The 22,603-nt window shown below is 67.9% G+C and carries 16 protein-coding genes and 1 rRNA gene; 6 read left to right on the plus strand and 11 right to left on the minus strand.

Annotated features, from left to right (window positions below; genetic code table 11):
• Positions 1 to 51: 51 nt before the first annotated feature.
• The 5 genes from ABE434_RS13565 to glyQ all read right to left on the minus strand — a co-directional run bounded on the left by ABE434_RS13565 (position 52) and on the right by glyQ (position 11,339).
• The gene (locus ABE434_RS13565) at positions 52 to 2,199 is read right to left on the minus strand and encodes a S46 family peptidase (protein WP_346479205.1); all 2,148 of its coding nucleotides are present in this window, start codon (positions 2,197 to 2,199) and stop codon (positions 52 to 54) included.
• Between the two features lie 107 nt (positions 2,200 to 2,306).
• Entirely contained in the window at positions 2,307 to 6,152 is a 3,846-nt protein-coding gene (locus ABE434_RS13570) for a translocation/assembly module TamB domain-containing protein (protein WP_346479206.1), read from the minus strand.
• Positions 6,149 to 7,933, minus strand: coding sequence for an autotransporter assembly complex family protein (locus ABE434_RS13575; protein WP_176988451.1), 1,785 nt, complete (start codon positions 7,931 to 7,933; stop codon positions 6,149 to 6,151). Before ABE434_RS13575 ends, ABE434_RS13570 begins: the two co-directional genes overlap by 4 nt.
• Before the next feature lie 278 nt (positions 7,934 to 8,211).
• Positions 8,212 to 10,431: a glycine--tRNA ligase subunit beta gene (gene glyS / locus ABE434_RS13580; protein ID WP_346479207.1), complete on the minus strand. Its 2,220-nt coding sequence runs from the start codon at positions 10,429 to 10,431 to the stop codon at positions 8,212 to 8,214.
• On the minus strand, positions 10,428 to 11,339 hold the full coding sequence (glyQ, locus tag ABE434_RS13585) for a glycine--tRNA ligase subunit alpha (RefSeq protein ID WP_176987777.1): 912 nt from the start codon (positions 11,337 to 11,339) through the stop codon (positions 10,428 to 10,430). Before glyQ ends, glyS begins: the two co-directional genes overlap by 4 nt.
• A gap of 81 nt (positions 11,340 to 11,420) precedes the next feature.
• Between glyQ and ABE434_RS13590 the strand changes: the two genes are divergently transcribed.
• From ABE434_RS13590 to ABE434_RS13600, 3 genes are all read left to right on the plus strand, one after another.
• Positions 11,421 to 13,259, plus strand: coding sequence for an ATPase, T2SS/T4P/T4SS family (locus tag ABE434_RS13590; protein ID WP_346479208.1), 1,839 nt, complete (start codon positions 11,421 to 11,423; stop codon positions 13,257 to 13,259).
• Complete coding sequence (locus ABE434_RS13595) at positions 13,231 to 13,950, plus strand: glutamine amidotransferase (RefSeq protein ID WP_179459670.1); 720 nt, start codon at positions 13,231 to 13,233, stop codon at positions 13,948 to 13,950. The genes ABE434_RS13590 and ABE434_RS13595 overlap by 29 nt, the downstream gene beginning before the upstream one ends.
• A gap of 136 nt (positions 13,951 to 14,086) precedes the next feature.
• Positions 14,087 to 14,986 (plus strand): BPSS1780 family membrane protein, encoded by a 900-nt coding sequence (locus ABE434_RS13600; RefSeq protein ID WP_346479209.1) that lies wholly within the window; start codon positions 14,087 to 14,089, stop codon positions 14,984 to 14,986.
• A gap of 43 nt (positions 14,987 to 15,029) precedes the next feature.
• On the opposite strand, the gene tatC is transcribed toward ABE434_RS13600, so the two are convergent.
• The 4 genes from tatC to ABE434_RS13620 form a co-directional block, all read right to left on the minus strand.
• Positions 15,030 to 15,779, minus strand: a complete 750-nt coding sequence (gene tatC, locus ABE434_RS13605; protein ID WP_176987773.1) for a twin-arginine translocase subunit TatC — start codon at positions 15,777 to 15,779, stop codon at positions 15,030 to 15,032.
• Complete coding sequence (tatB, locus tag ABE434_RS13610; RefSeq protein WP_176987772.1) at positions 15,776 to 16,312, minus strand: Sec-independent protein translocase protein TatB; 537 nt, start codon at positions 16,310 to 16,312, stop codon at positions 15,776 to 15,778. Before tatB ends, tatC begins: the two co-directional genes overlap by 4 nt.
• A 15-nt stretch (positions 16,313 to 16,327) precedes the next feature.
• Positions 16,328 to 16,555 carry a Sec-independent protein translocase subunit TatA gene (gene tatA, locus ABE434_RS13615; RefSeq protein WP_019185586.1) on the minus strand — a complete coding sequence of 76 codons (228 nt, stop codon included), beginning with the start codon at positions 16,553 to 16,555 and terminating at the stop codon, positions 16,328 to 16,330.
• A 73-nt stretch (positions 16,556 to 16,628) separates the two neighbouring features.
• Entirely contained in the window at positions 16,629 to 17,531 is a 903-nt protein-coding gene (locus tag ABE434_RS13620; RefSeq protein ID WP_346479210.1) for a YSC84-related protein, read from the minus strand.
• Positions 17,532 to 17,718: 187 nt separating this feature from the next.
• Between ABE434_RS13620 and hemH the strand changes: the two genes are divergently transcribed.
• The 3 genes from hemH to ABE434_RS13635 all read left to right on the plus strand — a co-directional run bounded on the left by hemH (position 17,719) and on the right by ABE434_RS13635 (position 21,621).
• Positions 17,719 to 18,681 (plus strand): ferrochelatase, encoded by a 963-nt coding sequence (gene hemH, locus ABE434_RS13625; protein WP_346479211.1) that lies wholly within the window; start codon positions 17,719 to 17,721, stop codon positions 18,679 to 18,681.
• On the plus strand, positions 18,678 to 19,526 hold the full coding sequence (locus tag ABE434_RS13630; RefSeq protein WP_346479212.1) for an alpha/beta hydrolase: 849 nt from the start codon (positions 18,678 to 18,680) through the stop codon (positions 19,524 to 19,526). The genes hemH and ABE434_RS13630 overlap by 4 nt, the downstream gene beginning before the upstream one ends.
• Positions 19,527 to 19,890: 364 nt before the next feature.
• Positions 19,891 to 21,621: a methyl-accepting chemotaxis protein gene (locus tag ABE434_RS13635; RefSeq protein ID WP_346479213.1), complete on the plus strand. Its 1,731-nt coding sequence runs from the start codon at positions 19,891 to 19,893 to the stop codon at positions 21,619 to 21,621.
• Between the two features lie 436 nt (positions 21,622 to 22,057).
• Here the strand turns inward: ABE434_RS13635 and ABE434_RS13640 are convergent, their stop codons facing one another.
• Positions 22,058 to 22,474: a hypothetical protein gene (locus ABE434_RS13640; RefSeq protein ID WP_346479214.1), complete on the minus strand. Its 417-nt coding sequence runs from the start codon at positions 22,472 to 22,474 to the stop codon at positions 22,058 to 22,060.
• A 44-nt stretch (positions 22,475 to 22,518) separates the two neighbouring features.
• Positions 22,519 to 22,603, minus strand: a 5S ribosomal RNA gene (gene rrf, locus ABE434_RS13645); the annotation flags it as partial.

Consider the following 22,603-nt stretch of genomic DNA (forward strand, 5'->3'; position numbering starts at 1 on the left):
AGTGTAGGCCACGACCGTTGGTCGTGGCGTTCCAGGGCGGGCCGCCGTGCCTTATTCGGCGGGGACGCCCATTTCCTTCAGCAGTCCGGGTGCCGGGTAGACCTTGGCCAGCAGCCAGCGCAGGTAGCGCATGTCCACGTGCACCGCGCGCTTGAAGCGCGGATCGAACCACCAGCTGGCGCTGACCGACTCCCAGTTGCTGTCGAAGTTGAGGCCGATCAGCTCGCCCTTGGCATTGAGCACCGGCGAGCCGGAGTTGCCGCCGGTGGTGTCCAGGTTGGTCAGGAAGTTGACCGTCTGGGTCTTCAGCACCGGATCGGCGGTGGAGCCGAAATCACCCTTGGCGATCGCGTCCAGCAGCGGCTTGGGCGCATCGAACGGATAGGCGTTGGTGTTCTTCTCGACGATCCCGGCCACGGTGGTCACCGGGTCGAAATGCACCGCATCGCGCGGGGACAGCGCTTCGACCTTGCCGTAGCTGATGCGCAGCGTGCGGTTGGCATCCGGGTAGACCGCACGGCCCTGCTTGGCACGCCAGGCAAACAGGGCCTGCATGTAGGCCGGGCGCAGGCGCAGCTGCTCGCCCTCGCGGGTCTTGCGCTCGTCATCCAGGCGCAGCTGCGCGGCGACCAGGGGGCCAGCCAGGTCGATCAGCGGATCGCGCGCCAGAGCCTTGCCCTGCTGTGCGGCGGCAAATCGCGACAGGCGCTCGGCTTCGTCGCCCAGATGCGTGCTGGCATAGAGCGTGTCCAGGGTCTTGGCCAGCGCGGCCGGCGTGCGGCCGAAGGCGGCATCGAACTCGGGCACGCGCTGCGCGTCCGGCAGCTGCTGGTAACGGGTCAGCAGCGTGGTCAGCAAGGCCTTTTCGATGGCCGGATCGTACCGGCGCTGGACCTGCTTGAGCACGCCCTCGATCAGCGCCAGATCGCGCTGCTGGTAGCCGCTGTCACGCTCGGCGTCGGGCTTGGCCGATTCGATGCGCAGGCGCTCCAGGGTCAATGCCGAACGCAGCAGCTGGCTCTGCGCCGAGAGCAGGTCGAGCAGCAGATCGCGCTCGCCGACCGAGGCACCGCTGGACAGCGAGGTCAGCAGCGACTGGATATCGCCCTGATACTTCGCATCGGTCGCCTGCAGCATCGCCGCTTCATCGGCGGCGCGCTGGGCCTTGGCATCGCTGCGCAGCAAGCCTTCCAGCTCACCGGCAGCCCGCTTGCGGTTGTTTTTCAGCGACTGCAGCTGTGAGGCGTAACGGGTACGTGCCTGGGCGTCCTTGGCACTGGCCGACTCGATGGTGTCGATCATCTGCTGGAACACCGCCACGCGGCGCGGCAGCACCGCATCGATCTGGCTGGCGAATTCCGCGGCCGTGCGATGGCGGTAGGTGATGCCCGGATAGCCGGCCAGCATCGCGTAATCGCCGGTCTTCGGGCCGTCGATCGCCATCTTCAGGTGGGCCGGCGGGTGGTAGGGCACGTTGTCCACGCTGTACGGCGCGGGCTTGCCGTCCTTGCCGACGTAGGCGCGCAGCAGGGTGAAATCGCCGGTGTGGCGCGGCCACATGAAGTTGTCGATCTCATCGCCGTAGTTGCCGATCGCGCGCGGCGGCGCATAGACCAGGCGCACATCGCTCAGCTCGAGCTGGCGGATGCGATAGAAATCGGTGCCGTAGTACATGTCCGCCACGCTGCAACGGATGTTGCCCTCCTTCTCGCAGTCGGCCACCAGCTGCTTGCTGGCGCGGTCCACCGCGTCGAAGTACGCACGCCCGGTCTTGCCGCGGGCATCGCGCAGCACGTCATCGGTGACCTTGTCGAACCCGACCGTGACCAGCACGCGGAAATCCGGGTTGGCCGCGCGCTCATCGCTGCGACCCTTGGCGATGAAGCCGTCGTTGATCAGGTTGTGCTCGGCCGAGCTGTTGTACTGGATCACGCCCATGGCGACGTGGTGGTTGGTCAGCAGCAGGCCGTCGTCTGAGACGAACGAGCCGGTACCGCCACCGGCCCGCACCACCGCGCTCAGCGGCGGCGCGGTGACGTTGGCCAGGTCGCCCGGGTTGCCCTTGAAGCCGGCCGCCTTCAGCGGTTTGGCCAGGTCCGGCAGCTGGGTCGGCATCCACATGCCTTCATCGGCATGGGCGCCGGCGGCGAGGGTCAGGCCAAGCGCCAGCGCGGCGGTGAGGGGTTTGCGTGAAGACATGGGCACATCCGGTACGTCAGAACAGCCCGAGACCTTAGCCGCTGCGCCCGGCAGGGGCAACGGCCGATGGTTGGGCAAGCACCCGCATCACGACCAACGCTCGTGACCTACTTTTCTTTTCGCCAGTTCAGCGACCCACGGTTCTCCACCGTGCTCGATTCCAGCTCCACATCGAAGCCGCGGCGCAGCAGGTACTTCAGCGTCAGCACCGAGCCACTGCCGACCAGCGAGACGCCGTAGCCGATGTAGAGCTTGGGCGAGATGTACTTGCCGAAGCCGATCACCGAGCCGCCCAGCGCGCGCGACTGGCTCACGCCGGCGTCGTCCAGGCCGAGCTTGGCCCCCAGCTGCGAGGCGAGCAGGCCGCTGCCGGCCGACAGCGCCGCCGAAGCCGCGTTGACCTGCTGGGCCTGGTCGCTGCTGGCACCGGTGAGGCTGCGGCCCAGCACCAGGTAGGCCAGTGCTTCGGACTGCGACATCGCCGGTTCCGACCACACATCCACGCGCGGCGACTGCGCCCGCCCGGTCACGTCGATGCCGGCGGTGACATCGCCGACGGCGCGCTGGGCCCGGATGTTGATGCGCGGATCGGAGACCGCGTTGTAGTTCCAGTTCAAGTTGCCGCGGGTGATGGTCAGGTCCTGTCCGTAGGCCTTGTAGCGGCCACTGACTTCCAGCCCGCCGTTGGCGGTCATCTCGCGCCCGGGCCGCGCCCATACCTGCATCTTGCCGGTCAGCGCACCCTTCAGGCCGAACCCGGCCATCTTGACCTTGTCGCCCAGGCTCACGGTCAGGTCCATGTCCAGCGGCGAGCTGGGGCCCTCTTCCGGATCGACCGGATCGAGCACCACCACGTCTTCAGACACCGAGGTGCCACGATCCAGGCGTTCCAGGTCCAGGTCTGCTTCGGGCACATGCACGGTGCCGCGCAGCTGCATCGCGCTGCCGGCCAGGGTGAAGTCCAGGTTCGGATTGGCGATCACGCGCAGTTCGCTGGTATTGGCCAGCAACACGTTTTCGCCGTGGATATGCAGCTGCAGCGGCTGTGCATCGCCGAACCAGGACAGCCCGCCATCGACATACAACGTGCCCTTGCCGGAGTTGGCCTGCGCGGTGATCTTGGCCGAGCCATCCGGCTGCGCGGTGAAGCTGCCCTTGCCTTCGGCGAAGGTGAGGCCCAGCGCGGGGAATTCACCGTTGAACTTGCTCAGCGTGGCTTCGCCGCCCAGCGACGGCGTGCCGCGCGTGCCGCGCAGGCTCACATGGCCTTCGATCAGCCCGGTCGGCCGCACGATGTCCGGCGAGAACAGCTCCAGCCAGTACAAGCGCGCGATGTTCATGTACAGCTCGCCGTTGAGGGGTGCGTTGGCATCCCAGCCGGTCTGCACCTTGGCATCGACGAAGCCGTCGCCCTGGAAACCGACACCGAGCTTGGCGTTGATCTGCTGCGGGGTCATCTCCAGGTTCACCGAGAACTGGTCGTAGCGCACCAGCTCGCCACGCGCGTTGTCGCCCAGGCGCACCCCGCCTTCGCGCGAGGTGACCGACGCACTGCCTTCCCATGCGTTGCCGCGGGGGCGGATGCGCCCATCCAGATTCACTTCACCGCGCAGGAAGATGCGGCGCCCGGACTGCGGGGGCAGCCACGGCTGCACCAGCGCCAGCGGCAGCGCATCGCCACGCACCAGCAGGCCTTCGCGCGGCCAGTTCGCGCTGGCGCACAGTGCGCCACCGGTGGCCGACCCGAGACAGGCATCGCTCAGGGTGAAGTTGCTGCCCTGAACGCTGAAGGCAGCCGGCGCGCGCAGGCTCCAGGCATCGCCCTTCATCGGTGCGATGCGCAGCGCAGTGAGGTCACCGCGCCAGGCCTGGCCCTGCTGGCGCACGCCGCCCTGCAGCGCGATGGCACCCAGTTCGTTTCTGGTCTGTGCATCCAGGCGCAGATTGGAGAGACTGCCGCGGGCGTCCACGTTGAGCGTGTCCAGCAGCATGCCGACCTGCACCTTGCTGCCCTGCACCGCCAGCGTGCCGCTGTCGCCCTGCCACGGCAGGCGCCCCTTGATGCTCATCGCCTCGGCGCCCCAGTCGTCCCAGCGCAGGCCGCTGCCGACCAGATCGGCGGTGATGTCCGGCGCGGTGCGCGCGCCCTTGATCAGCACGTGGCCGCGCAGGCTGCCGCTGCTGTTGGGCAGCAGGTCGGCCAACTGCACCGGATCCAGCTGCGCATCGATATCCAGGCGGTCGCCGACCGAGCCCTTGGCGGTCAGTCGGCTGCTGCCCACCGCGAGCTTGAGATTGCCTTCGCCCTGCTCGCCGCGCAGCGCGAACCTGCCTTGCGCATCCAGCGCGCGTTTGCGCAGCGTGCCCTTGATGCCCGGCACATCGACCGTGGCTTCATAGCTGCCGGCGGTGCCGACCGGACTGCCCGCCGGCGGCGGCAACTGGCGGCCCTTCGATGCAAACGAACCGGACAGCTTGCCGTCCCAGCCCGGGGCGAAGTAGCCCGGATCGAAACCAGCCAGCTTGGCCGCCACGTCCCAGTCCAGCTGCGGTGCCCAGGCCACCTGACCGGTGACATCGAGCGAACCGCCCGGTGTGCTCGCCTGCAGCTGTTTGATGATCGCCGCCTGATCGTTACCGCGCACGTCGAACGTCAGGTCGGCGACCTGTTTCTCGCGTTCGACCGAGGCACGGCCAACCGCCGCCCACGCCTTCAACGTACCGGCCAGGCCCATGCGCGCTTCTTTCAGCGTCACCGGCACCGGCGCCGCGGCGCCCGGGGTGGTGGTATCGGCGGTGGGCACGAAGGTCAGGTCGTTGGCGACGATGGAGAAGCGCAGGCTGGCGTTTTCCTTGTCGGTGAAATCGGCGACGCCTTCCAGCCGCGCCTGCCCACCGAAGCCCTTCACCTGCAGCGGCGAGACGGTCAGCACCTGGTCGGCGAGGCCGACCTTGGAGGGCGCCAGTTCCACCGCGATGTCGCCCTGTTTGAAGCTGCCCTGCAGATTGGCCTGGCCGCCCTTGCCGTCGGCCTGCACGTCCAGCGCCATCGGCGTGCTGGTGCTCGCATCCATGCCCGGTACCAGCAGCGCCAGGTCCAGCTCCCTGCTGCGCGCGGTGAGTTTCCACACCGGATCGGTGCGTCCATCGAAGACCAGGCTGGCCTGCAGCGGCGCCGGCGCGTTGCCGGCGATCGCCACTTCCATATGGCCCAGATCGCCGCGTGCGACCAGGCCGAGTCGCGCCGGGGTGCGCCCACGCGGGGCCGGCATCAGCGCGCCGATGGTGATGTCGGTGTCGTAATCGCTGCGCGGCAGATAACGGCCGTCCACGCGGAAATCGCCCATGTCGCTGTCGACCTTGAGCTGGGTCGCGCGGAATTCGCCATTGGCGATCTCCACGCCACCGCGCACCTTGGCGATGTCGATCAGCGGCTGCTGTGCCTGGGTGATGCGGAAGCCATCGATGATGATGGTGTCGGCCTGGATCGCCAGCGGCATTTCGATCTGCGGCAGCGAGTCCGGCCACGAGGGCAGCTCGAACGGCTCATCGCTCTTGGCCAGGTTCAACGTCGCGTTCTTGATCTGCAAGGCATCGAGCTGCAGCTTGCGACCCAGCAGCGGCCGGATGTCCGGATCCAGATAGGCGCGCTCGGCGGTGAAATGGATGTCGTCGTAACGGAAGTCCAGATCGTGCAGCACCAGCGGCCCGGCGACCGGGCCATCCACCTTGCTCCAGGTCAGCGACGCCCCGACCGGCAAGCGTGCGACCACCTGGGCCAGCAGCACATCGCGGCCGGCCACGGTCTGCAGCAGCCAGTACACCAGCAGCAGCGCGAGCAGCACCAGGCCGAGCACGGTGAAGCCGGACCACGCCCAGAAGCGGCGCTTGCGGTAGAAACGCACGCGCGGCGGCGGCGGGGTGGCGGGTGCGGAAGGCGTCGGCGTGCTCACAGGTCCGCTCCGATGTTCAGGTACAGCTGGAACTGCGAGTCCGGGTTGTTCAGGCCGTGCGCGACATCCACGCGCACCGGGCCCACCGGCGATTTCCAGCGCACGCCGAAGCCCACGCCGGTGTGCAGGTCGATGGTGTTGTCGAATGCGCTGCCGGTATCGACGAACACGGCCGCGCCCCACGGCCCGCCCTTGAAGTAATGCTCATACTCGGCCGAGCCGACCACCAGGTTCTTCGCGCCGAGCGCGAATTTGTCCGGCGGTGCGGTGCGTGGGCCGACTTCGCGGAAGGCGTAACCGCGGATGCTGCGGTCGCCACCGGCGAAGAAGCGCAGGCTCGGCGGCATCGCCACCAGATCGCTGGTCCAGGTCGTGCCACCCTCACCGCGCAGGATCAGGCGGTCGGTGTCGCCGATCGGCACATACCAGCGCAGCACCATGTTGGCCTGTACGAAGCTGGTGTCCGAGCCGGCGCCCTCGATGCCGCCGCGCAGGGTCGCGCTGCCGCTGAGGCCGCGGCGCGGGAACATCTCATCGTCGACGTTGACGTAGTCGGCGACCAGCTGCGGGTAGACCAGGGTGGAGGTGTTGTAGACGGCGTCGGTGAATTCGGTGCCCGAGGCATACCGCCAGCGCTCGCGCAGGGCGTTGATCGAGGCGATGGCGGTCCAGTACTCGTTGATCTCGCCACTGCGGCTGGCCGACAGCTTGAAGTTGCGCAGGTCGATGTAATCGGTCTGCTCGTCATAGGCGCTGGCGGTGAACGCATACCAGCCATCGAGCCACGCGAAACCCGGTATCCGGTAGCTGGTGACCAGGCTCTTGCGCTTCTGCGCGTAGTCGAGCTGGGTGTTCATCTTGTGGCCGCGGCTGTTGAGGAACCGCCGCTCCAGGCCCCCACGCACACCGGCGCCACTCTCGCTGCCGTAGCTCAGGCCGGCGGTGTAGATCGTGCGCTTGGCCCGGGTCAGGCTGACGTCCACCGGCACGTCGCCGTTCTCGTCGGCCTGGTCCGGGCGCGGCTGGATGTCGATCACGCTGAAGTAATCGAGCTTGGTCAGCGACTCGCGCAGGCGGTCCAGCTTGCCTTCGTGGAAGTAACTGCCTTCGTCCCAGTACACCAGCGGGTCGAACAGTTTGTCGACGAAGTAATCCTGGTGGAAGCGGATCTCGCCCATGTTGTAGCGGCGCCCGCTGTCCCAGGTGAGATCGACGTCGGCCGCGTTCTCGGCGCGGGTGATCTGGACCTGGCGCTGGGTGAAGTCGGCATCGAAGTAACCGCGTTCGGCCAGGCGACGGGTCACCCGGATCTTGCTGGCTTCGTATTCGGTGTGCTCGAAACGCTGGCCCTTGCGCGGCTTGAAGTTCTCCAGGTCTTCCTGGAGGTACTGGTCCAGCTGGGCCGGGCCGGTGATGTCGATGTGTTCGCGGCGGACCAGGGTCGGCGGCCCCTTGTCGACCTGGATCACCACGCGCAGGTTTTCACCTTCGCGGGGGCTGTCCACGGTGATGGTCGGGTTGTAGTACCCGAACGGCTCCAGCGCCTCGCGGGTCTGGCGCTCGGCCTGGGACAACAGGTACTCCAGGCGCGACTCGCCCTGGACCTTGCCGATGGTGTCGTACAGGGACAGCGAGACCTCGATGTTCTCGATCATCTCGGCGTCGTCGCCCTTGTCCAGTCCTTTGATGTCCACTTTTTCGATGGTCCCCCGCGCATGTGCCACCGAGGCGGTGGCAAGGGACAGGAACATCAGGGGAAGGGCGAATTTCGTTGGCTGCATGGCGACAGCATAACGGGCCATCGCGGGCATGCGAAATCGGCGTGGCAGTTTCAGAACGACGGTGAAGACGCCGTTAAATTCCGCGAGAAAGTCGCTGCTGACGCATCGGCCCTGAGCGATGCCGGCACGGTGTCGGACAGAACCGTCCGCGACGGCGCATGACGTTCCCGGCGCGAACGGTGCGCAGTGCGCCGGCCACCCCCTGGAAACGCAGAAGGCGCGAACCGCCGAAGCCGTCGCGCCTTCTGGTGAGCCTGGGGGCGTCCTGCCCCGCAGCGTCAGTTGGACAGGTGTTCGATCGCCGCCACGCTGCCCAGGCGGTCGCCCAGGCGCTTGAGCAGGGCCAGGCGATTGGCCCGCAGCGCGGGATCCTCGGCATTGACCATCACCGCATCGAAGAACGCGTCCACCTGCGGGCGCAGGCGCGCCAACCGGTTCAACACGCTCACGTAGTCCTTCTGGTGCAGGCTGGCGTTGCTGTCATCGATCGCCGCTTCCACCGCTTCGGCCAGTTCGCTCTCGGCCGGTTCGGCCAGCAGCGCCGGGTCGATCATGCCCGGGATGTCGCCCTCGGCCTTGCGCAGGATGTTGCGGATGCGCTTGTTGGCCGCGGCCAGCGCCTCGGCTTCCGGCAGCGCTGCGAAGGTGCCGATGGCATCGATGCGGCGATCGAAATCGTACAGCGAGGCCGGCTTCAACTCGGCGACCGCGTTGAAGTGCGTGGCCGGCACGCCCTTGTCGGCGTAGTAGCCGCGCAGGCGGTCGATGATGAAGTCGAACAGGTCCTGTGCCCAATTCTGAGTGACTGGAACACTTGAGCCCTGGTTGGCGTCGACTCTCACACCAGACTGTTGGGCGACAGCCGCGGTATTGGCCACCCGATTCATCTCGACATCCGCCATGGCTGAGAAAGCCTTACACAGTGCAATCTCTAGCACCCCGTCACTTGCTTCGGGCTCATTTAGAACTCTAGTCCAGCTCCTTCCACCCAGCAGTTTGAGCTCAAAGCCGGACTCGATGATGGTGCGGGCCAACCCCAGCGCATTGCGGCGCAGCGCGAACGGATCCTTGTTGCCGGTCGGCTTCAGGCCTGCGGCAAAGCCACCGGCCAGCGTGTCCAGGCGCTCGGCGATCGCCAGCACCTTGCCCAGCGGCGACAGTGCGATGTCATCGCCACCGAAGCGCGGCTGGTACGCCTCGTCGATGGCCAACGCCACGTCCGGCGACTCGCCGCCGACCACGGCGTAGTGCCGGCCGGCGATGCCCTGCAGTTCCGGGAACTCGTTGACCATGCGCGACTGCAGGTCGTTCTTGGCCAGCACCGCGGCGCGCCGGGCCAGCACCGGGTCCACGCCCACCTGCGGCGCGATGGCCTCGGCCAGTGCGGCCACGCGGGTCACTTTGTCGGCCACCGAGCCCAGCTTGGCCTGGTAGGTGACGGTCTTCAGGCCGTCGCCCATGGATTCCAGGCCCTGCTTCAGATCTTCGTCGAAGAAGAACTTGGCATCCGAGAACCGCGGACGGATCACGCGCTCGTAGCCCTTGGCCACTTCGGCGACGTCCTTGGACTCGATGTTGGCGATGCCGATGAACTTCTCGGTCAGCTTGCCGCCGGCATCGAGCACCGGGAAGAACTTCTGGTTGATCTCCATCGTCTCGATCAGCGCTTCCTGCGGGACCGCCAGGAACTCGCGCTCGAAACTGCACAGCACCGGCGCCGGCCACTCGACCAGGTTGACCACCTGCTCCAGGTTGTCCGGGGTGATGCGCGCCTGGCCGCCGGCCTGCGCGGCCGCCGCGTTGACCTGCTCGACGATGCTAGCGCGGCGCGCGTCGGCATCGACCAGCACGTAGGCGGCCTGCAGCGAGGCGACGTAGTCCTCCGGCGCGCTCAGCCACACGGTCTTGTCATGCATGAAGCGATGGCCGCGGCTCATGCGGTCGGCCTTCAGGCCCAGCACCTCGGCCTCGATGATGTCCGGGCCGTGCAGCAGCACCAGCCAATGCACCGGGCGGGCGAAGCCGTAGGTGTGGCTGCCCCAGCGCATCGGCTTGGGGATCGGCATCGCGGCGATCGCCTCGCGCAGGATCTCCGGCAGCAGGGTCGCGGTGCGCGCGCCCGGCGTAGTGGAGCGGTGCACGAAGCGCTCGCCCTTGGCATCGGTGGTGCGCTCCAGCGCGGTCCAGTCGATCCCGGCCTTGGCGGCGAAGCCCTGCAGCGCCTTGGTCGGCTGACCCTCGGCATCCAGCGCGATGTTCAGGTACGGGCCGAGCACTTCGGAATGCTGTTCCGGCTGCTCAACGGCCACGCCGGGCAGCAGCACGGCCAGGCGGCGCGGGGTCGAGAGCGGCTTGGCATCGCCACGTTCGATGGCCACGCCACGCTTGCCCAGGCCGTCGACGATGCCATCGAAGAAGGCCTGGGCCAGGCCCGGCAGCGCCTTGACCGGCAGTTCTTCGGTACCCAGTTCGATCAGCAGCGGCTGCATCGTGCTCATGCCTGCACCTCCTTGGCGGCGACGGCTTCGAGGCGCTTGGCCTCGTACAGCCGGGCCACGGCCTGGGCCAGCGCGCGCACGCGCAGGATGTAGCGCTGGCGCTCGGTCACGCTGATCGCGCGGCGCGCATCCAGCAGGTTGAACGCATGGCTGGCCTTGCAGACCTGCTCATACGCCGGCAGCGGCAGGCCGACATCGACCAGCTTCTGTGCTTCTTTTTCGCAGGCATCGAAGCGATGGAACATCTCGTCCACGTCGGCGTATTCGAAGTTGTAGGTGCTCTGCTCGATCTCGTTCTGCAGGTACACATCGCCATAGGTGACCGGGGTGCCGTCCGGACCGTAGGTCCAGATCAGGTCATAGACGTTGTCGCAGTTCTGCAGGTACATGCACAGGCGCTCCAGACCGTAGGTGATCTCGCCGAGCACCGGCTTGCACTCCAGGCCGCCGGCCTGCTGGAAGTAGGTGAACTGGGTGACTTCCATGCCGTTGAGCCAGACTTCCCAGCCCAGGCCCCAGGCGCCCAGGGTCGGCGATTCCCAGTTGTCCTCGACGAAGCGCAGGTCGTGCACCAGCGGGTCGATACCCAGCGCCTTGAGCGAATCCAGGTACAGCTGCTGGATGTTGTCCGGGCTGGGCTTCATCGCCACCTGGTACTGGTAATAGCGCTGCAGGCGGTTGGGATTCTCGCCATAACGGCCGTCGGTCGGGCGGCGCGAGGGCTGCACATACGCGGCATTCCAGCTTTCCGGACCGATCGAGCGCAGGAACGTGGCCGGGTGGAAGGTGCCGGCACCGACCTCCAGGTCCAGCGGCTGGATCAGCACGCAGCCCTGCTGCGCCCAATACTGGTTGAGGGTCTGGATCAGGCCCTGGAAAGTGATCGGAACGTTCGGAGTGGCGGACATGCGGCGGATTCTTGCCTGCAGAAGGGGTGCGCTAGTATAGCGACCGACCGCACGGGCCTTCCGTGCCTGGGGAAATGGAGGATGGAACCACGCCTGCCAGCGGCTTTTGCCAGCGTCCCTGAGGGGGTCCTGCCCCTGCCACACGGCCGCCTCGATTTCGACCAGGTCGCCGCGGCGCTGGTCGCCGATGGCCTGGTCGCCGCCGCGGACCTGGAGCGCATCCGTTTCTCCGCCCAGGGCGCGCGCAACGCCAGTGAGGTCCATCCGCTGGTGCTGCTGGCCAACCTGAAGCTGGGCGCCAGCGCCGGCGGCGAACTCGGCCTGGAGCGCCTCAGCGAGTGGCTGGCCCAGCGCGCGGGCGTGCGCTACCTGCGGGTGGACCCGACCCGGGTCGACGTCTCGGCGGTCACCGCCCTGGTCTCCCACGCCTACGCGCGCCGCCACCGTTTCCTGCCGCTGGCCGTGGACAGCGAGCGCGTGCTGGTCGCCACCAGCGAGCCGCTGGCCCAGGAATGGCTGCGCGACCTGCAGCACCTGAGCCGCCGCCGGATCGAGCTGGCGATGGTCAACCCGCTCGACCTGCACCGCTACACCATGGAGTTCTACGGGGTGACCCGTTCGGTGCGCGGCGCCCGCGGTGATGTGCGCAGCGAAACCAGCAGCACCCTGCCCAGCTTCGAGCAGCTGGTCGAGCTGGGCCGCGCCGGCGACGTCAATGCCGACGACCAGCACATCGTGCACATCGTGGACTGGCTGCTGCAGTACGCCTACGAGCAGCGCGCCTCGGACATCCACCTTGAACCGCGCCGCGACATGGGGCGCATGCGCTTCCGCATCGACGGGGTGCTGCACAAGGTGTTCGAGGTGCCGCCGGCAGTGATGACCGCCGTGGTCAGCCGGATCAAGGTGCTGGGCCGGATGGATCTGGCCGAGCGCCGGCGCCCGCAGGATGGCCGCATCAAGACCCGTTCACCGGGCGGGCGCGAAGTGGAAATGCGCCTGTCGACCATGCCCACCGCGTTCGGCGAGAAGTGCGTGATGCGCATCTTCGACCCGGATGCGGCGTTCAAGAGCATCGACCAGCTGGGTTTCAGCCCGCAGGAGGCAGCCGGTTGGACCGCCCTGGTCGAGCGCCCGCACGGCATCGTGCTGGTCACCGGCCCGACCGGATCGGGCAAGACCACGACCCTGTATTCCACGCTCAAGCGGCTGGCCACGCCGGACGTGAATGTCTGCACCGTGGAAGACCCGATCGAAATGATCGCGCCGGAATTCAACCAGATGCAGGTGCAGACCAACATCGACCTGGATTTCGCCAGCGGCGTGCGCACCCTGCTGCGGCAGGACCCGGACATCATCATGATCGGCGAGATCCGCGACCTGGAGACCGCGCAGATGGCGGTCCAGGCCTCGCTGACCGGCCACCTGGTGCTGTCCACCCTGCATACCAACGATGCGCCCTCGGCGATCACCCGCCTGCTCGATCTGGGCGTGCCGCATTACCTGCTCGCCTCCACCCTCAACGGGGTGCTGGCCCAGCGCCTGGTGCGCACCCTGTGCACCACCTGCAAGGTGCCCACGGTGCTCTCGGCCGAGCAATGGGCGGTGCTGACTGATGCCGATGCGGCATTACCTGAGGCGCCCACGCCATATGCACCGGTCGGCTGCATCGACTGCCGGCGCACCGGTTTCCTTGGCCGCGTCGGCCTGTATGAGTTGCTGCCATTGGGTTCCAGCCTGCGCCGGCACATCCGCGCGGACATGGATCTGGCCGCCTTCAACCGTGCCGCACGTGCTGAAGGGGTACGAACCCTGCGCCGCGCGGGGCTTGAAAAGGTAGCGGCAGGGCTGACTACAATCGAGGAAGTCCTCTCGGTCCTGCCTCCCCCGGATGAATTCCGCCCCGTTCCTGATTCTTGAAACCGGCCAACCCGTCGCCTCGCTGCGCCGCTACGGGCGGTTTTCGCACTGGATCCGGGTCGCGGCCGGGCTGGATGCCGATGAGACGGTAGTGGTCGATGTGGAGCACGGCGGTACCCTGCCCAGCCACCGCGATTTCGCCGGGGTGATCGTCAGCGGCTCGGCCGCCTACGTCACCGACCGCGCTGAATGGAGCGAGCGCAGCGCGCAGTGGCTGCGCGATGCCGCCCACGACGACCGCCCGGTGTTCGGCATCTGCTACGGCCACCAGCTCCTGGCCCACGCGCTGGGCGGCGAAGTCGCCTACAACCCGGCCGGACGCGAGTCCGGCACGATCGAACTGGCGCTCGACCCGTCGGCCGTCGACGATCCGCTGTTCGGCGGCCTGCCGGCGCGATTCCCGGCGCATGCCACCCACCTGCAGACGGTGCTGCGCGCCCCCGAGGGCGCGGCGATCCTGGCGCGCTCGGCACAGGACAACTGCCACGCGTTCCGCTGGGGCGCACATGCCTGGGGCGTCCAGTTCCATCCCGAGTTCGCCACCCACCACATGCGCGGCTATGTCCGCGCCCGCGCCGAGTGCATCCGCCAGCACGGCGGCTGTGCTCGCAGCGTCGCCCGCGAGGTCAGCGCCGCGCCGCTGGCCCGCCAGCTGCTGCGCCGTTTCGTCCGCCAGGCGCGCAACGCCTGACGCCCGCGCCGGTACCGCCTCCGGGCGCAACGCAGCGTCCGCGCCGCGCATGCCGGCCTTCAGGTCACGCGTCGGGAAAACAGGGATAATCGACCGCACTCGGGCGTTCGCGCCTTCTCCCCTGTCCCGGAATGTTATGAGCGAGATTCGCAAGCTGCCGGCCTCCGCCGGCGCGGAATGGCTGGTGTCGGGTTTCACCCTGCTGCGCAAGGCGCCGTTGGCGCTGGGCCTGCTCGGCGTGATCTGGGCCGTGGCCGCGTTGCTGGTGATGTCGCTGGCGATGGTCAGCCCGGCGCTGAGCACGCTGGCGCAGCTGTTGATGGCGCTGGCCGGCCCGCTGTTCTTCGGCGGCCTGGTCTGGGCCGTGCGCGAAGTCGACCAGGGTCGCGTCGCGCAGCCAGCGCACCTGCTGCAGGGCCTGCAGGAAGGCCGCGCGTTGAACCTGCTCGCCTCGCTGCTGCCGCAGCTGGTGGCCGGCCTGTTCCTGGGCGTGTTGTTGCTGGTGCTGATCGGCAGCAGCGGCCTGCAGCACCTGAGCGAGGTGATGGTGCAGCTCAACGCGATCAGCCAGGCCGGCGCGCAGCCGGACCCGGCCCAGATTGAAGAGTTGATGGCCAGCCTGCCGGCGATGCGCATCCTGCTGTGGCTGGCGCTGGTGGTGGTGACCTTCCTGGCGATGGCGCTGGCATTGTTCACCCTGCCGCCGCAGGTGATGTTCGAACATCGCAACGGCCTGCAGGCGATGCGCCTGAGCCTGCGCGCCTGCCTGCACAACGTGCTGGCGATGGTGGTGTTCTTCCTGCTCGCCTTCGTGGCCGTGTTCGCGATCTACTTCGGCGTGATGCTGGTGGCCCTGATCGCGCAGCTGATCGGCGGCACGATGATCGCCCTGTTCGTTGCGCAGCTGCTGCTGATGGGCGTGGTGATGCCGGTCTTCGCCGGTGCCATCTACACGGCATGGAAGCAGATGTTCGGCCAGCAGGGGCCGCAGACCCCGCCGCCGATGCCGGGCCCGAACAACGTGTTCGCGGCCTGATCAAAACGAAACCCCGGCCTTGGCCGGGGTTTTTGTTTGTGCGTCACTCCGGCTGTTCTTTCCCGCCCGCGCGCGGTACCAGCCAGCGCGCGGCATGGATGCCCAGCTCGTAGAGCAGGCACATCGGAATGGCCAGCATCAGCTGCGAGACCACGTCCGGCGGCGTCAGCACCGCGGCCAGCACGAAGATGCCGACGATCGCGTAGCCACGCCCTTCCTTGAACTGCTGCGGCGTGATCCAGCCCAGCAGCACCAGGATCACCATCGCCACCGGCAGTTCGAAGCTGGTACCGAAGGCGAAGAAGATCGCCAGCACGAAATCCAGGTACGCCGTCGCGTCCGGCGTGATCGCAATCACTTCCGGGCGGAACGTGGTGAGGAAGTGGAACACCGCCGGCAACACCAGGAAGTACGCAAACGCGCAGCCCAGGTAGAACAGCAGCACCGACGAGGCCAGCAGGGGCACCGCCAGGCGTTTCTCACGGGCATACAGGCCCGGCGCCACGAACGACCACAGCTGGAACAACAGCCACGGCACGGCGATGAACACCGCCACGAAGAAGGTCAGCTTCAACGGCGCGAAAAAGGCGCCGGCCGGATTTGTCGCGATCATCGTCTGCCCGTTCGGCAGCTGCGAGATCAGCGGTTCGGCGATCATCGTGTAGATCTGCCGCGAGAACGGCATCAGGCCCAGCAGCACCACGCCCAGGCCGATCAACGCACGCACCAGGCGCGCACGCAGTTCGATCAGGTGTTCGACCAGCGAACTCTCGCTGCTTTCATGCTCGCTCATCGCGGCGTCTCCTCGCTCGGCGGCGCAGGCGTGCGCGGCGCAGTGTCCGCCAGGGCCGGTGGAGCCGCAGGCTGCTCCACACGTGGCGCGCTGCCATCGATTCCGGGCGGCGACATCGCATCGCGCGGCGGTTCGGCCTCGTCGGTCGCCACCACGTGCTGGGCCACGCTGGCCGGGGAGCCCGGTGCGGGACCGGTCATCACCGGTTCGTCGTCGGCCTCCGCGGCAACGTCATCGCCCTGCCGGGCCACGTCCTGGCGCATCTGCTCGGCTTCGCGGCGGACCGCTTCGCCACTGGCGCGCAACTGCGACTCGGTATCACGCACCGAGGACTTCACATCGTCGAACTGCCGCTTGATCTCTTCGGCATGCAGCTCGCGTTCGAGCTCCTGCTTCACCGAATCCCACTGGTTGCGCGCACGGCGCACCCACAGCCCGGCGAAGCGGGCGGCCTTGGGCAGCCGCTCGGGGCCGAGCACGACCAGGGCCACCACCGCGATGACCAGCAGTTCACTGAAACCGATATCGAACACGCCAAGCCGCCCGGATCAGCGCGGGTCGCGGTCGTGCTCGGTCTGCGACGTCGTCGTCGAGTCCTGCGGACGCGAACTGTCGCTGAGCTGCGCGTTCGGCTTGTCCTCGTCGCGCATGCCCTTCTTGAATTCCTTGACGGCGCTGCCAAGGTCCTTGGCGCCGCTGGTCAGTTTCTTGGTGCCGAACACCAGCAGAACGATGACCAGCACGACCAACCAATGCCAGATGCTGAAACTGCCCATGACTCGCTCGTTACGTAGTGATCAGACGGTTGAGCATAGCGCACCGGCGGTAAGCCGGCGCGCGTGACAAAAGTCAGTTGCCGTCCAGCGATTCGGTACGGACTTCACCGTCGCCGACCGGCTGGAAGCCCTGCTGCGGGGCCGGCTGCGCCGGCACGGACTGCAGCGGGGCGGTGGTCGCGCCGGCGGCGGCCGGGGCCGGCGCCTGTTCAGGTCGGACCGGCACGGCAGCGGCGCGCGGCGCCGGGGCCGGGGCCGGTGCAGGGGCGCTGCCGGCGGTGCCGCGCTTCTCGCGGGCGGTGTAGGTGGCTTCTTCCAGGCGATCACGGAAGGCGACCACGTCCACCGACGGCGGCTCGCCGACGCGGCCTTCGAACACCATGCGCGGCGTGGTGTTGCTGCCGTAGGCATCCAGGTTGGCGGCATCGTCGATCTGCAGCACGGCGCCATCCAGGGCCACACCGGCAAACAGGCCGCGGGCGCGCGACCAGGACCAGATTTCGGCCTTCAGCTGGCCATCGGTGGCGGCGGCGGCGTTGCGGCCGACCGGGCCTGCGGCGACGCCGGCATCGGCGCCCAGGGTGAATTTGCCGTTGACGAGATTGTCCAGGCTGCGGTCATTGCGGAACACCAGCACCACGTCGGAGGACTGCACGCCGGCCTGGAAGCCGATGCTGCCGCCAGTGAGCTTGACGAACACCGGGTTGGACCAGCTGCCGTCCGGCGTCTTGACCGACATCAGGCCGTGGCCGCGACGGCCACCGATCACCAGGCCGGCCTTGATCGTGTCGGGAATGACGATGACCGCGCGGCCCTCGTCGAGCAGCTTGTCCGGAATCCCCTGCTCGGGGATGTCCTGGATTTCATTCAGGACGCGCACGGCATTGCGGGCGCGCTGGTCCTCCTGTGGCCCGGCCATCGCCTGGGTCGACAGCAGGCTGGCGGAGATCAGCAGTACAAGGCTGAGGCGGCGCATGGGTGGGCTCCAGAAAGTCGATTCATACAAGATAGCGGCAGGTACGACCGGGGTCGATACGCTTCTCGACGTTAGAAGGCCCGCGATGAATCGGCAATGAGTATTCCGGGCTATCGATATGCCTGCTGGATCACGTTCATCATCCAAATCCATCCCGCCAATCGCGTAGACCTGCGAGAATGGCGGCATGCTCGACGCACCCGACACCGCCGTGCTGGCGGTCAATCTAGGCACGCCCGAGACGCCAACCGCCCCGGCGGTGCGTCGCTACCTGGCTGAGTTCCTCAGCGATCCGCGCGTGGTTGCGATTCCGCCGCTGTTCTGGAAACCCTTGCTGTACGGGCTGATCCTGCCGCTGCGCAGTGGTCGCTCGGCCGCCAAGTACGCCCAGGTCTGGCTGCCGGACGGCTCCCCGCTGATGGTCTACACCCGGCGCCTGGCCGAGGCCATGCAGGGCCTGATGCCCGATCTGCGGGTGCGCCACGCGATGCGCTATGGCAGCCCGGCGCTGCCGGCCGAGCTGGATCGTCTGGCCGCCGAGGGCATGAAGCGGATCGTGGTGCTGCCGCTGTATCCGCAGTATTCGACCACCACCACCGCCTCGATAGAGGACCAGGTGCGCGAATGGCAGCCCAAGCACCCCGGGGTCACCGTGACCCTCGTGCGCGATTACGCGGTCGATCCGGACTGGGTCGCCGCCGTCGCCGGCAGCATCCGCCAGTGGTGGGATCAGCATGGCCGTGGCGAGACGCTGGTGTTTTCCTTCCACGGCATTCCACAGCGTCTGGCCGACGCCGGCGATCCCTATCCGCAACGCTGCGAAGCCAGTGCGCGGGCGATCGCGCAGGCGCTGGAGCTGAGCGACGATGCCTGGCAGCTGACCTACCAATCGCGCTTCGGCCGCGAGAAGTGGCTGCAGCCCTACGCCGAACCCACGCTGTGGGCGATGGCCGAACGCGGCGTACGCAGCATGGACGTGGTCTGCCCCGGCTTCGCCACCGACTGTCTGGAAACCCTGGAAGAAGTGGCGATGGGCTTCACCGAGACCGTCGCCCAGCGCGGCGCGACGATGCGCTACATTCCCTGCCTCAACGACGCGCAGGCACATGCACTGGCGCTGTCGCGGCTGAGCATCGCGGCGCTGGCATGACCCTGACGTCCTTCTCGCTGCCGGTTGCCGGCACCACGGTGGCCGGCCTGCGCTCCCCGGGCACGGGTGGCCAGCGTATGCTCGCCCTGCACGGCTGGCTCGACAACGCCGCCAGCTTCGTCCCGCTGGCGGCCCAGCTGCCCGGGCTGGAGCTGGTCGCGATCGACCTGCCCGGGCACGGCCACAGCGCGCATCTGCCGCCCGGCACGCAATACAACACGCCCGGTGCGATCTGCCATGTCCTCGACGTCGCCGATGCGCTGGGCTGGGACCGCTTCGTGCTGCTCGGCCATTCGATGGGGGCCGGTATCGCCAGCCTTGCCGCGGCCGCCGCACCGGAACGCGTGGAACGCCTGGTCGCGATCGAAGCGCTGGGCGGCCTGCGTGGGCCCGAGAATGAAACCGCGCAGCGCCTGCGCGAGCATGTGCGTGCCGCGCGTGCGCTGCCCACCCGCAGGCTGCGTGTGTTCCCCGACCTTTCCGCACCGATCCGCGCGCGCATGATGACCAACCAGCTCAGCGAGCCGTGCGCACGGCTGCTGGTGGAGCGTGGCGTCAAACCGGTCGACGGCGGGTACAGCTGGTGCAGCGATCAACGCCTGATGCTGCCCACCGCGATGCGCCTGAGCGAAGCGCAGATCGATGACCTGCTCGCGGCGATCGAATGCCCGACCCAGGTGATCTACGCCACCCCGGCGCAGGCCTATTACCCCGAGCCGTTGCGCAGCGAGCGCATTTCGCTGCTGCGCGACGGCCGCCTGGCGGTGTTCCCGGGCACGCATCATCTGCACATGGAGCATCCGCAGGTGGTGGCCGAGGTGATCCGGGCCTTCCTGGCCGGGTAGTCCCGGCGCGGTGCGACACACGGTCGCACTCAACTTATCCCGGCAGCGACCGATACCGATGATGCAGGCCGATTTTCCTCGGCCGCACTGTCGTCGCTTGCTCCGCCGTTGCGAAGCCGCGCATCACCCAGGCTTCCAGGGAACGTCGTCGCAATGCCGGATTGGCCGTGCCATCGCCCACAGGACCGGGCCATGCCGGCGGTGATCGCCACCGCCGACGCGGCGTCCGCCGCTGCCCGTTCCCCGCGCGCCCATCCGTTTCTTCCCGCTGCCGCATCCACCGCTTCGCCGGTGACGGATGCGGCATCCGCCTGCGTGCGTACGCGCCGCGGGCTCTCTGCTTTCTACTGATCCTGGAGCCGCCATGTCCGCCCTTCCTGCTGCCACCTCCCGTCCCCCCGACCAACTAAGCGCGCGATCGCCCCGGGCCTCCGTGGACACCGCGTATCTGCTCGCGACGGGCGTGCTGCTTGCCGCGGCCGTGACCACGGCGATCTGGCAGCGGCAGCCGTGGGCCATGCCCTTCATCGCGGTCGGAGCCGCGCTGCTGGGCCTGGTGGCGCTGCGTTCGCGGCGGCAGGCCCACGCCCTGCGACAGGCCCAGCAGCGATCGATCGCCGTGGCTGCGGAAGCGGCGCGCGACCACGCCCGCGCCAGCATCGGGCATGCCCACGACGCCCAGGTAAGACAAGCACTGGATGTCTCGCGCACGGCGATGATGATCGCCGACAACGACCACGTGATCCGCTACGTCAACCAGGCCGTGGTGAGCCTGCTGCGCAACCAGCAGGCCAGCCTGCGCGAGGCCTTCCCCGACTTCGACGCCGAACGCCTGGTCGGCAGCAGCATCCACCGCTTCCATGTGGATCCGGATCGCATCCGCGGCATCCTCAACACCTTGATGGTCACCCACCACGGTCGCGTGCGGATCGGACCGGTGCACTTCGCCCAGGTGGTGACGCCGGTGTTCGATGCGCAGGGCCAGCGCCAGGGCTTCGCGGTGGAGTGGCATGACCGCACCCACGAACTGCTGCTGGAAACCGCGGTGGCGGACATCGTCGAGGCTGCCAGCAAGGGCGATCTTGATCGCCGGCTGCAGGCCACCGAGGGGGGCGCCAGCTTCCTCAATAGCCTGACCGGCGGGATCAACCAGCTGTTGGACAGCGTGGGCGGTACGGTCGGTGAGATCCGCCGCGTGCTGTCGGCCCTGGCCGATGGCGATCTGGACCAGCGCATGCACGGCGACTTCCATGGCTCGTTCCAGGCCATGCAGCGCGATGCCAACGCCACAGCCGAGCAGCTGACCGCGATGGTGGAGCGCATCAAACAGTGCACCGGCTCCATCTCGCTGGCCGCCCACGAAATCACCAGCGGCAACGATGACCTGTCCGAGCGCACCGAGCGCCAGGCCGCGCATCTGGAAGAGACCGCCGCCTCGATGGAGGAACTGACGTCGACCGTGCGCCAGAACGCCGAGCACGCACGCCAGGCCAGCGCGCTTGCGCACGGTGCGCATGATGTCGCCACGCGGGGCAGCCAGGTGGTCAGCCAGGTGGTGACCACCATGGATGCGATCCAGACCGCGTCGCAACGGATCGGCGATATCACCCGGGTGATCGACGGCATCGCCTTCCAGACCAACATCCTGGCACTCAACGCTGCCGTCGAAGCGGCCCGTGCCGGCGAGCAGGGCCGCGGCTTTGCGGTGGTCGCCAGCGAAGTGCGCATCCTCGCCCAGCGATCCGCCGACGCGGCCAAGGAGATCAAAGGACTGATCGATGCCTCCGTGGTCCAGGTCGCCGAAGGCGCGCGCCTGGTCCAGGACGCGGGGCAGACCATGGGCGAGATCGTCAGCAGCGTGGCCAGCGTCAGCGGCATCATGGCCGAGATCTCCTCGGCCTCGCAGGAGCAGGCGGCGGGCATCGACCAGGTCAACCAGACCGTGGCACAGATGGACGATGCGACCCAGCAGAATGCCGCCCTCGTCGAAGAAGCCAGTGCCGCCGCACGCCTGCTCGAAGCCCAGGCCGCCGACCTGACCCAGGCGGTGGCGGTGTTCCGTCATCAGGAACAGGCCTACCGCGCAGCCGCGTAAGCCTCATCTGCGTCAACGCCCAGCGCCCCGCTGCGGCGCCGCGTCCTGCAGCCAGGCGGCGACATGCTCGACCGCCTGGCTGGCACGCGATGGTTGGGTTGGCCTCCGGGCCGGTGCAGCGGACGCGCTGGCCAAAGAGCGTTACGGCAGCGATACCGGAACTGCATTGGTCGAAGCTGACACCCATCACTGGCCGGGGAACAGCATCGCTGTCGCCGCAGCCAGCTGCACGTCTGTGGCGTCTGGCACCCCGAACTGAGTTCGCTTCCGAACGCATGGCCACTCCGCGCCATGCGTTGACTGATCCTGCCCAGACCATGCCGCCCCGGACACACACCTTGCAGGGCGTGGTGTCGCCGGTGCCCTGTCGTCAGGATCCGTTCCCCGCGCAGGGCGGTGAACACGGGCACAAGGACCATGGGCACCAGCGTAAGCATCACACCAGGATCAGCGTCCACGCTGCCGCGACAGCCAGCTCCATGCCTGGTCGGGCATGCCTGTCGGTGACGTCCACTGGATCAAACTTCGCACGATGTACGGGGTGCACCCCGCTCGCGCGGCACAGCCCGCCTGGAACCAGTGCAGTCCTCCGGGAACCAGTGCGGCCCTCCTGGACCCGCAGGAAATCATGCGCTGCACCTTCGCCACCGCGATATCGATATCCCGCGTTGCGCGTGCCGCGCGTGATCTGCAGGCGCCGGCCGAAGCGCGGCGTGAGCGATGCAATGGTGCCCGGCGTGCGTTCCCGCATCATCCAGAATGCCCGATTCGAAAGCGCCGACCGCCGGGAAAGGCGGCGTACTCGACTTTCGTCCTCGCCAGGAGGATCGCTGAGTCGCTGGATCGCAGACAAAAAGAAAACCCCGCTGCGTGAGCAGCGGGGTTTTCGGGTAAAAACCCTGGCGATGACCTACTCTCGCATGGCTTAGGCCACACTACCATCGGCGCAGCTGCGTTTCACTTCCGAGTTCGGGATGGGATC

The sequence above is a fragment of the Stenotrophomonas sp. TWI1183 genome (assembly GCF_039673115.1).
GTDB classification, from domain to species: Bacteria; Pseudomonadota; Gammaproteobacteria; order Xanthomonadales; family Xanthomonadaceae; genus Stenotrophomonas; species Stenotrophomonas maltophilia_AA.

Coding starts and splice junctions, on each gene's coding strand:
- ABE434_RS13565 (WP_346479205.1), bottom strand. CDS start 2,199: ATGTCTTCACGCAAACCCCTCACCGCCGCGCTGGCGCTTGGCCTGACC.
- ABE434_RS13575 (WP_176988451.1), bottom strand. CDS start 7,933: ATGCAGCCAACGAAATTCGCCCTTCCCCTGATGTTCCTGTCCCTTGCC.
- glyS (WP_346479207.1), bottom strand. CDS start 10,431: ATGAGCACGATGCAGCCGCTGCTGATCGAACTGGGTACCGAAGAACTG.
- glyQ (WP_176987777.1), bottom strand. CDS start 11,339: ATGTCCGCCACTCCGAACGTTCCGATCACTTTCCAGGGCCTGATCCAG.
- ABE434_RS13590 (WP_346479208.1), top strand. CDS start 11,421: ATGGAACCACGCCTGCCAGCGGCTTTTGCCAGCGTCCCTGAGGGGGTC.
- ABE434_RS13595 (WP_179459670.1), top strand. CDS start 13,231: ATGAATTCCGCCCCGTTCCTGATTCTTGAAACCGGCCAACCCGTCGCC.
- ABE434_RS13600 (WP_346479209.1), top strand. CDS start 14,087: ATGAGCGAGATTCGCAAGCTGCCGGCCTCCGCCGGCGCGGAATGGCTG.
- tatC (WP_176987773.1), bottom strand. CDS start 15,779: ATGAGCGAGCATGAAAGCAGCGAGAGTTCGCTGGTCGAACACCTGATC.
- tatA (WP_019185586.1), bottom strand. CDS start 16,555: ATGGGCAGTTTCAGCATCTGGCATTGGTTGGTCGTGCTGGTCATCGTT.
- ABE434_RS13620 (WP_346479210.1), bottom strand. CDS start 17,531: ATGCGCCGCCTCAGCCTTGTACTGCTGATCTCCGCCAGCCTGCTGTCG.
- hemH (WP_346479211.1), top strand. CDS start 17,719: ATGCTCGACGCACCCGACACCGCCGTGCTGGCGGTCAATCTAGGCACG.
- ABE434_RS13630 (WP_346479212.1), top strand. CDS start 18,678: ATGACCCTGACGTCCTTCTCGCTGCCGGTTGCCGGCACCACGGTGGCC.
- ABE434_RS13635 (WP_346479213.1), top strand. CDS start 19,891: ATGTCCGCCCTTCCTGCTGCCACCTCCCGTCCCCCCGACCAACTAAGC.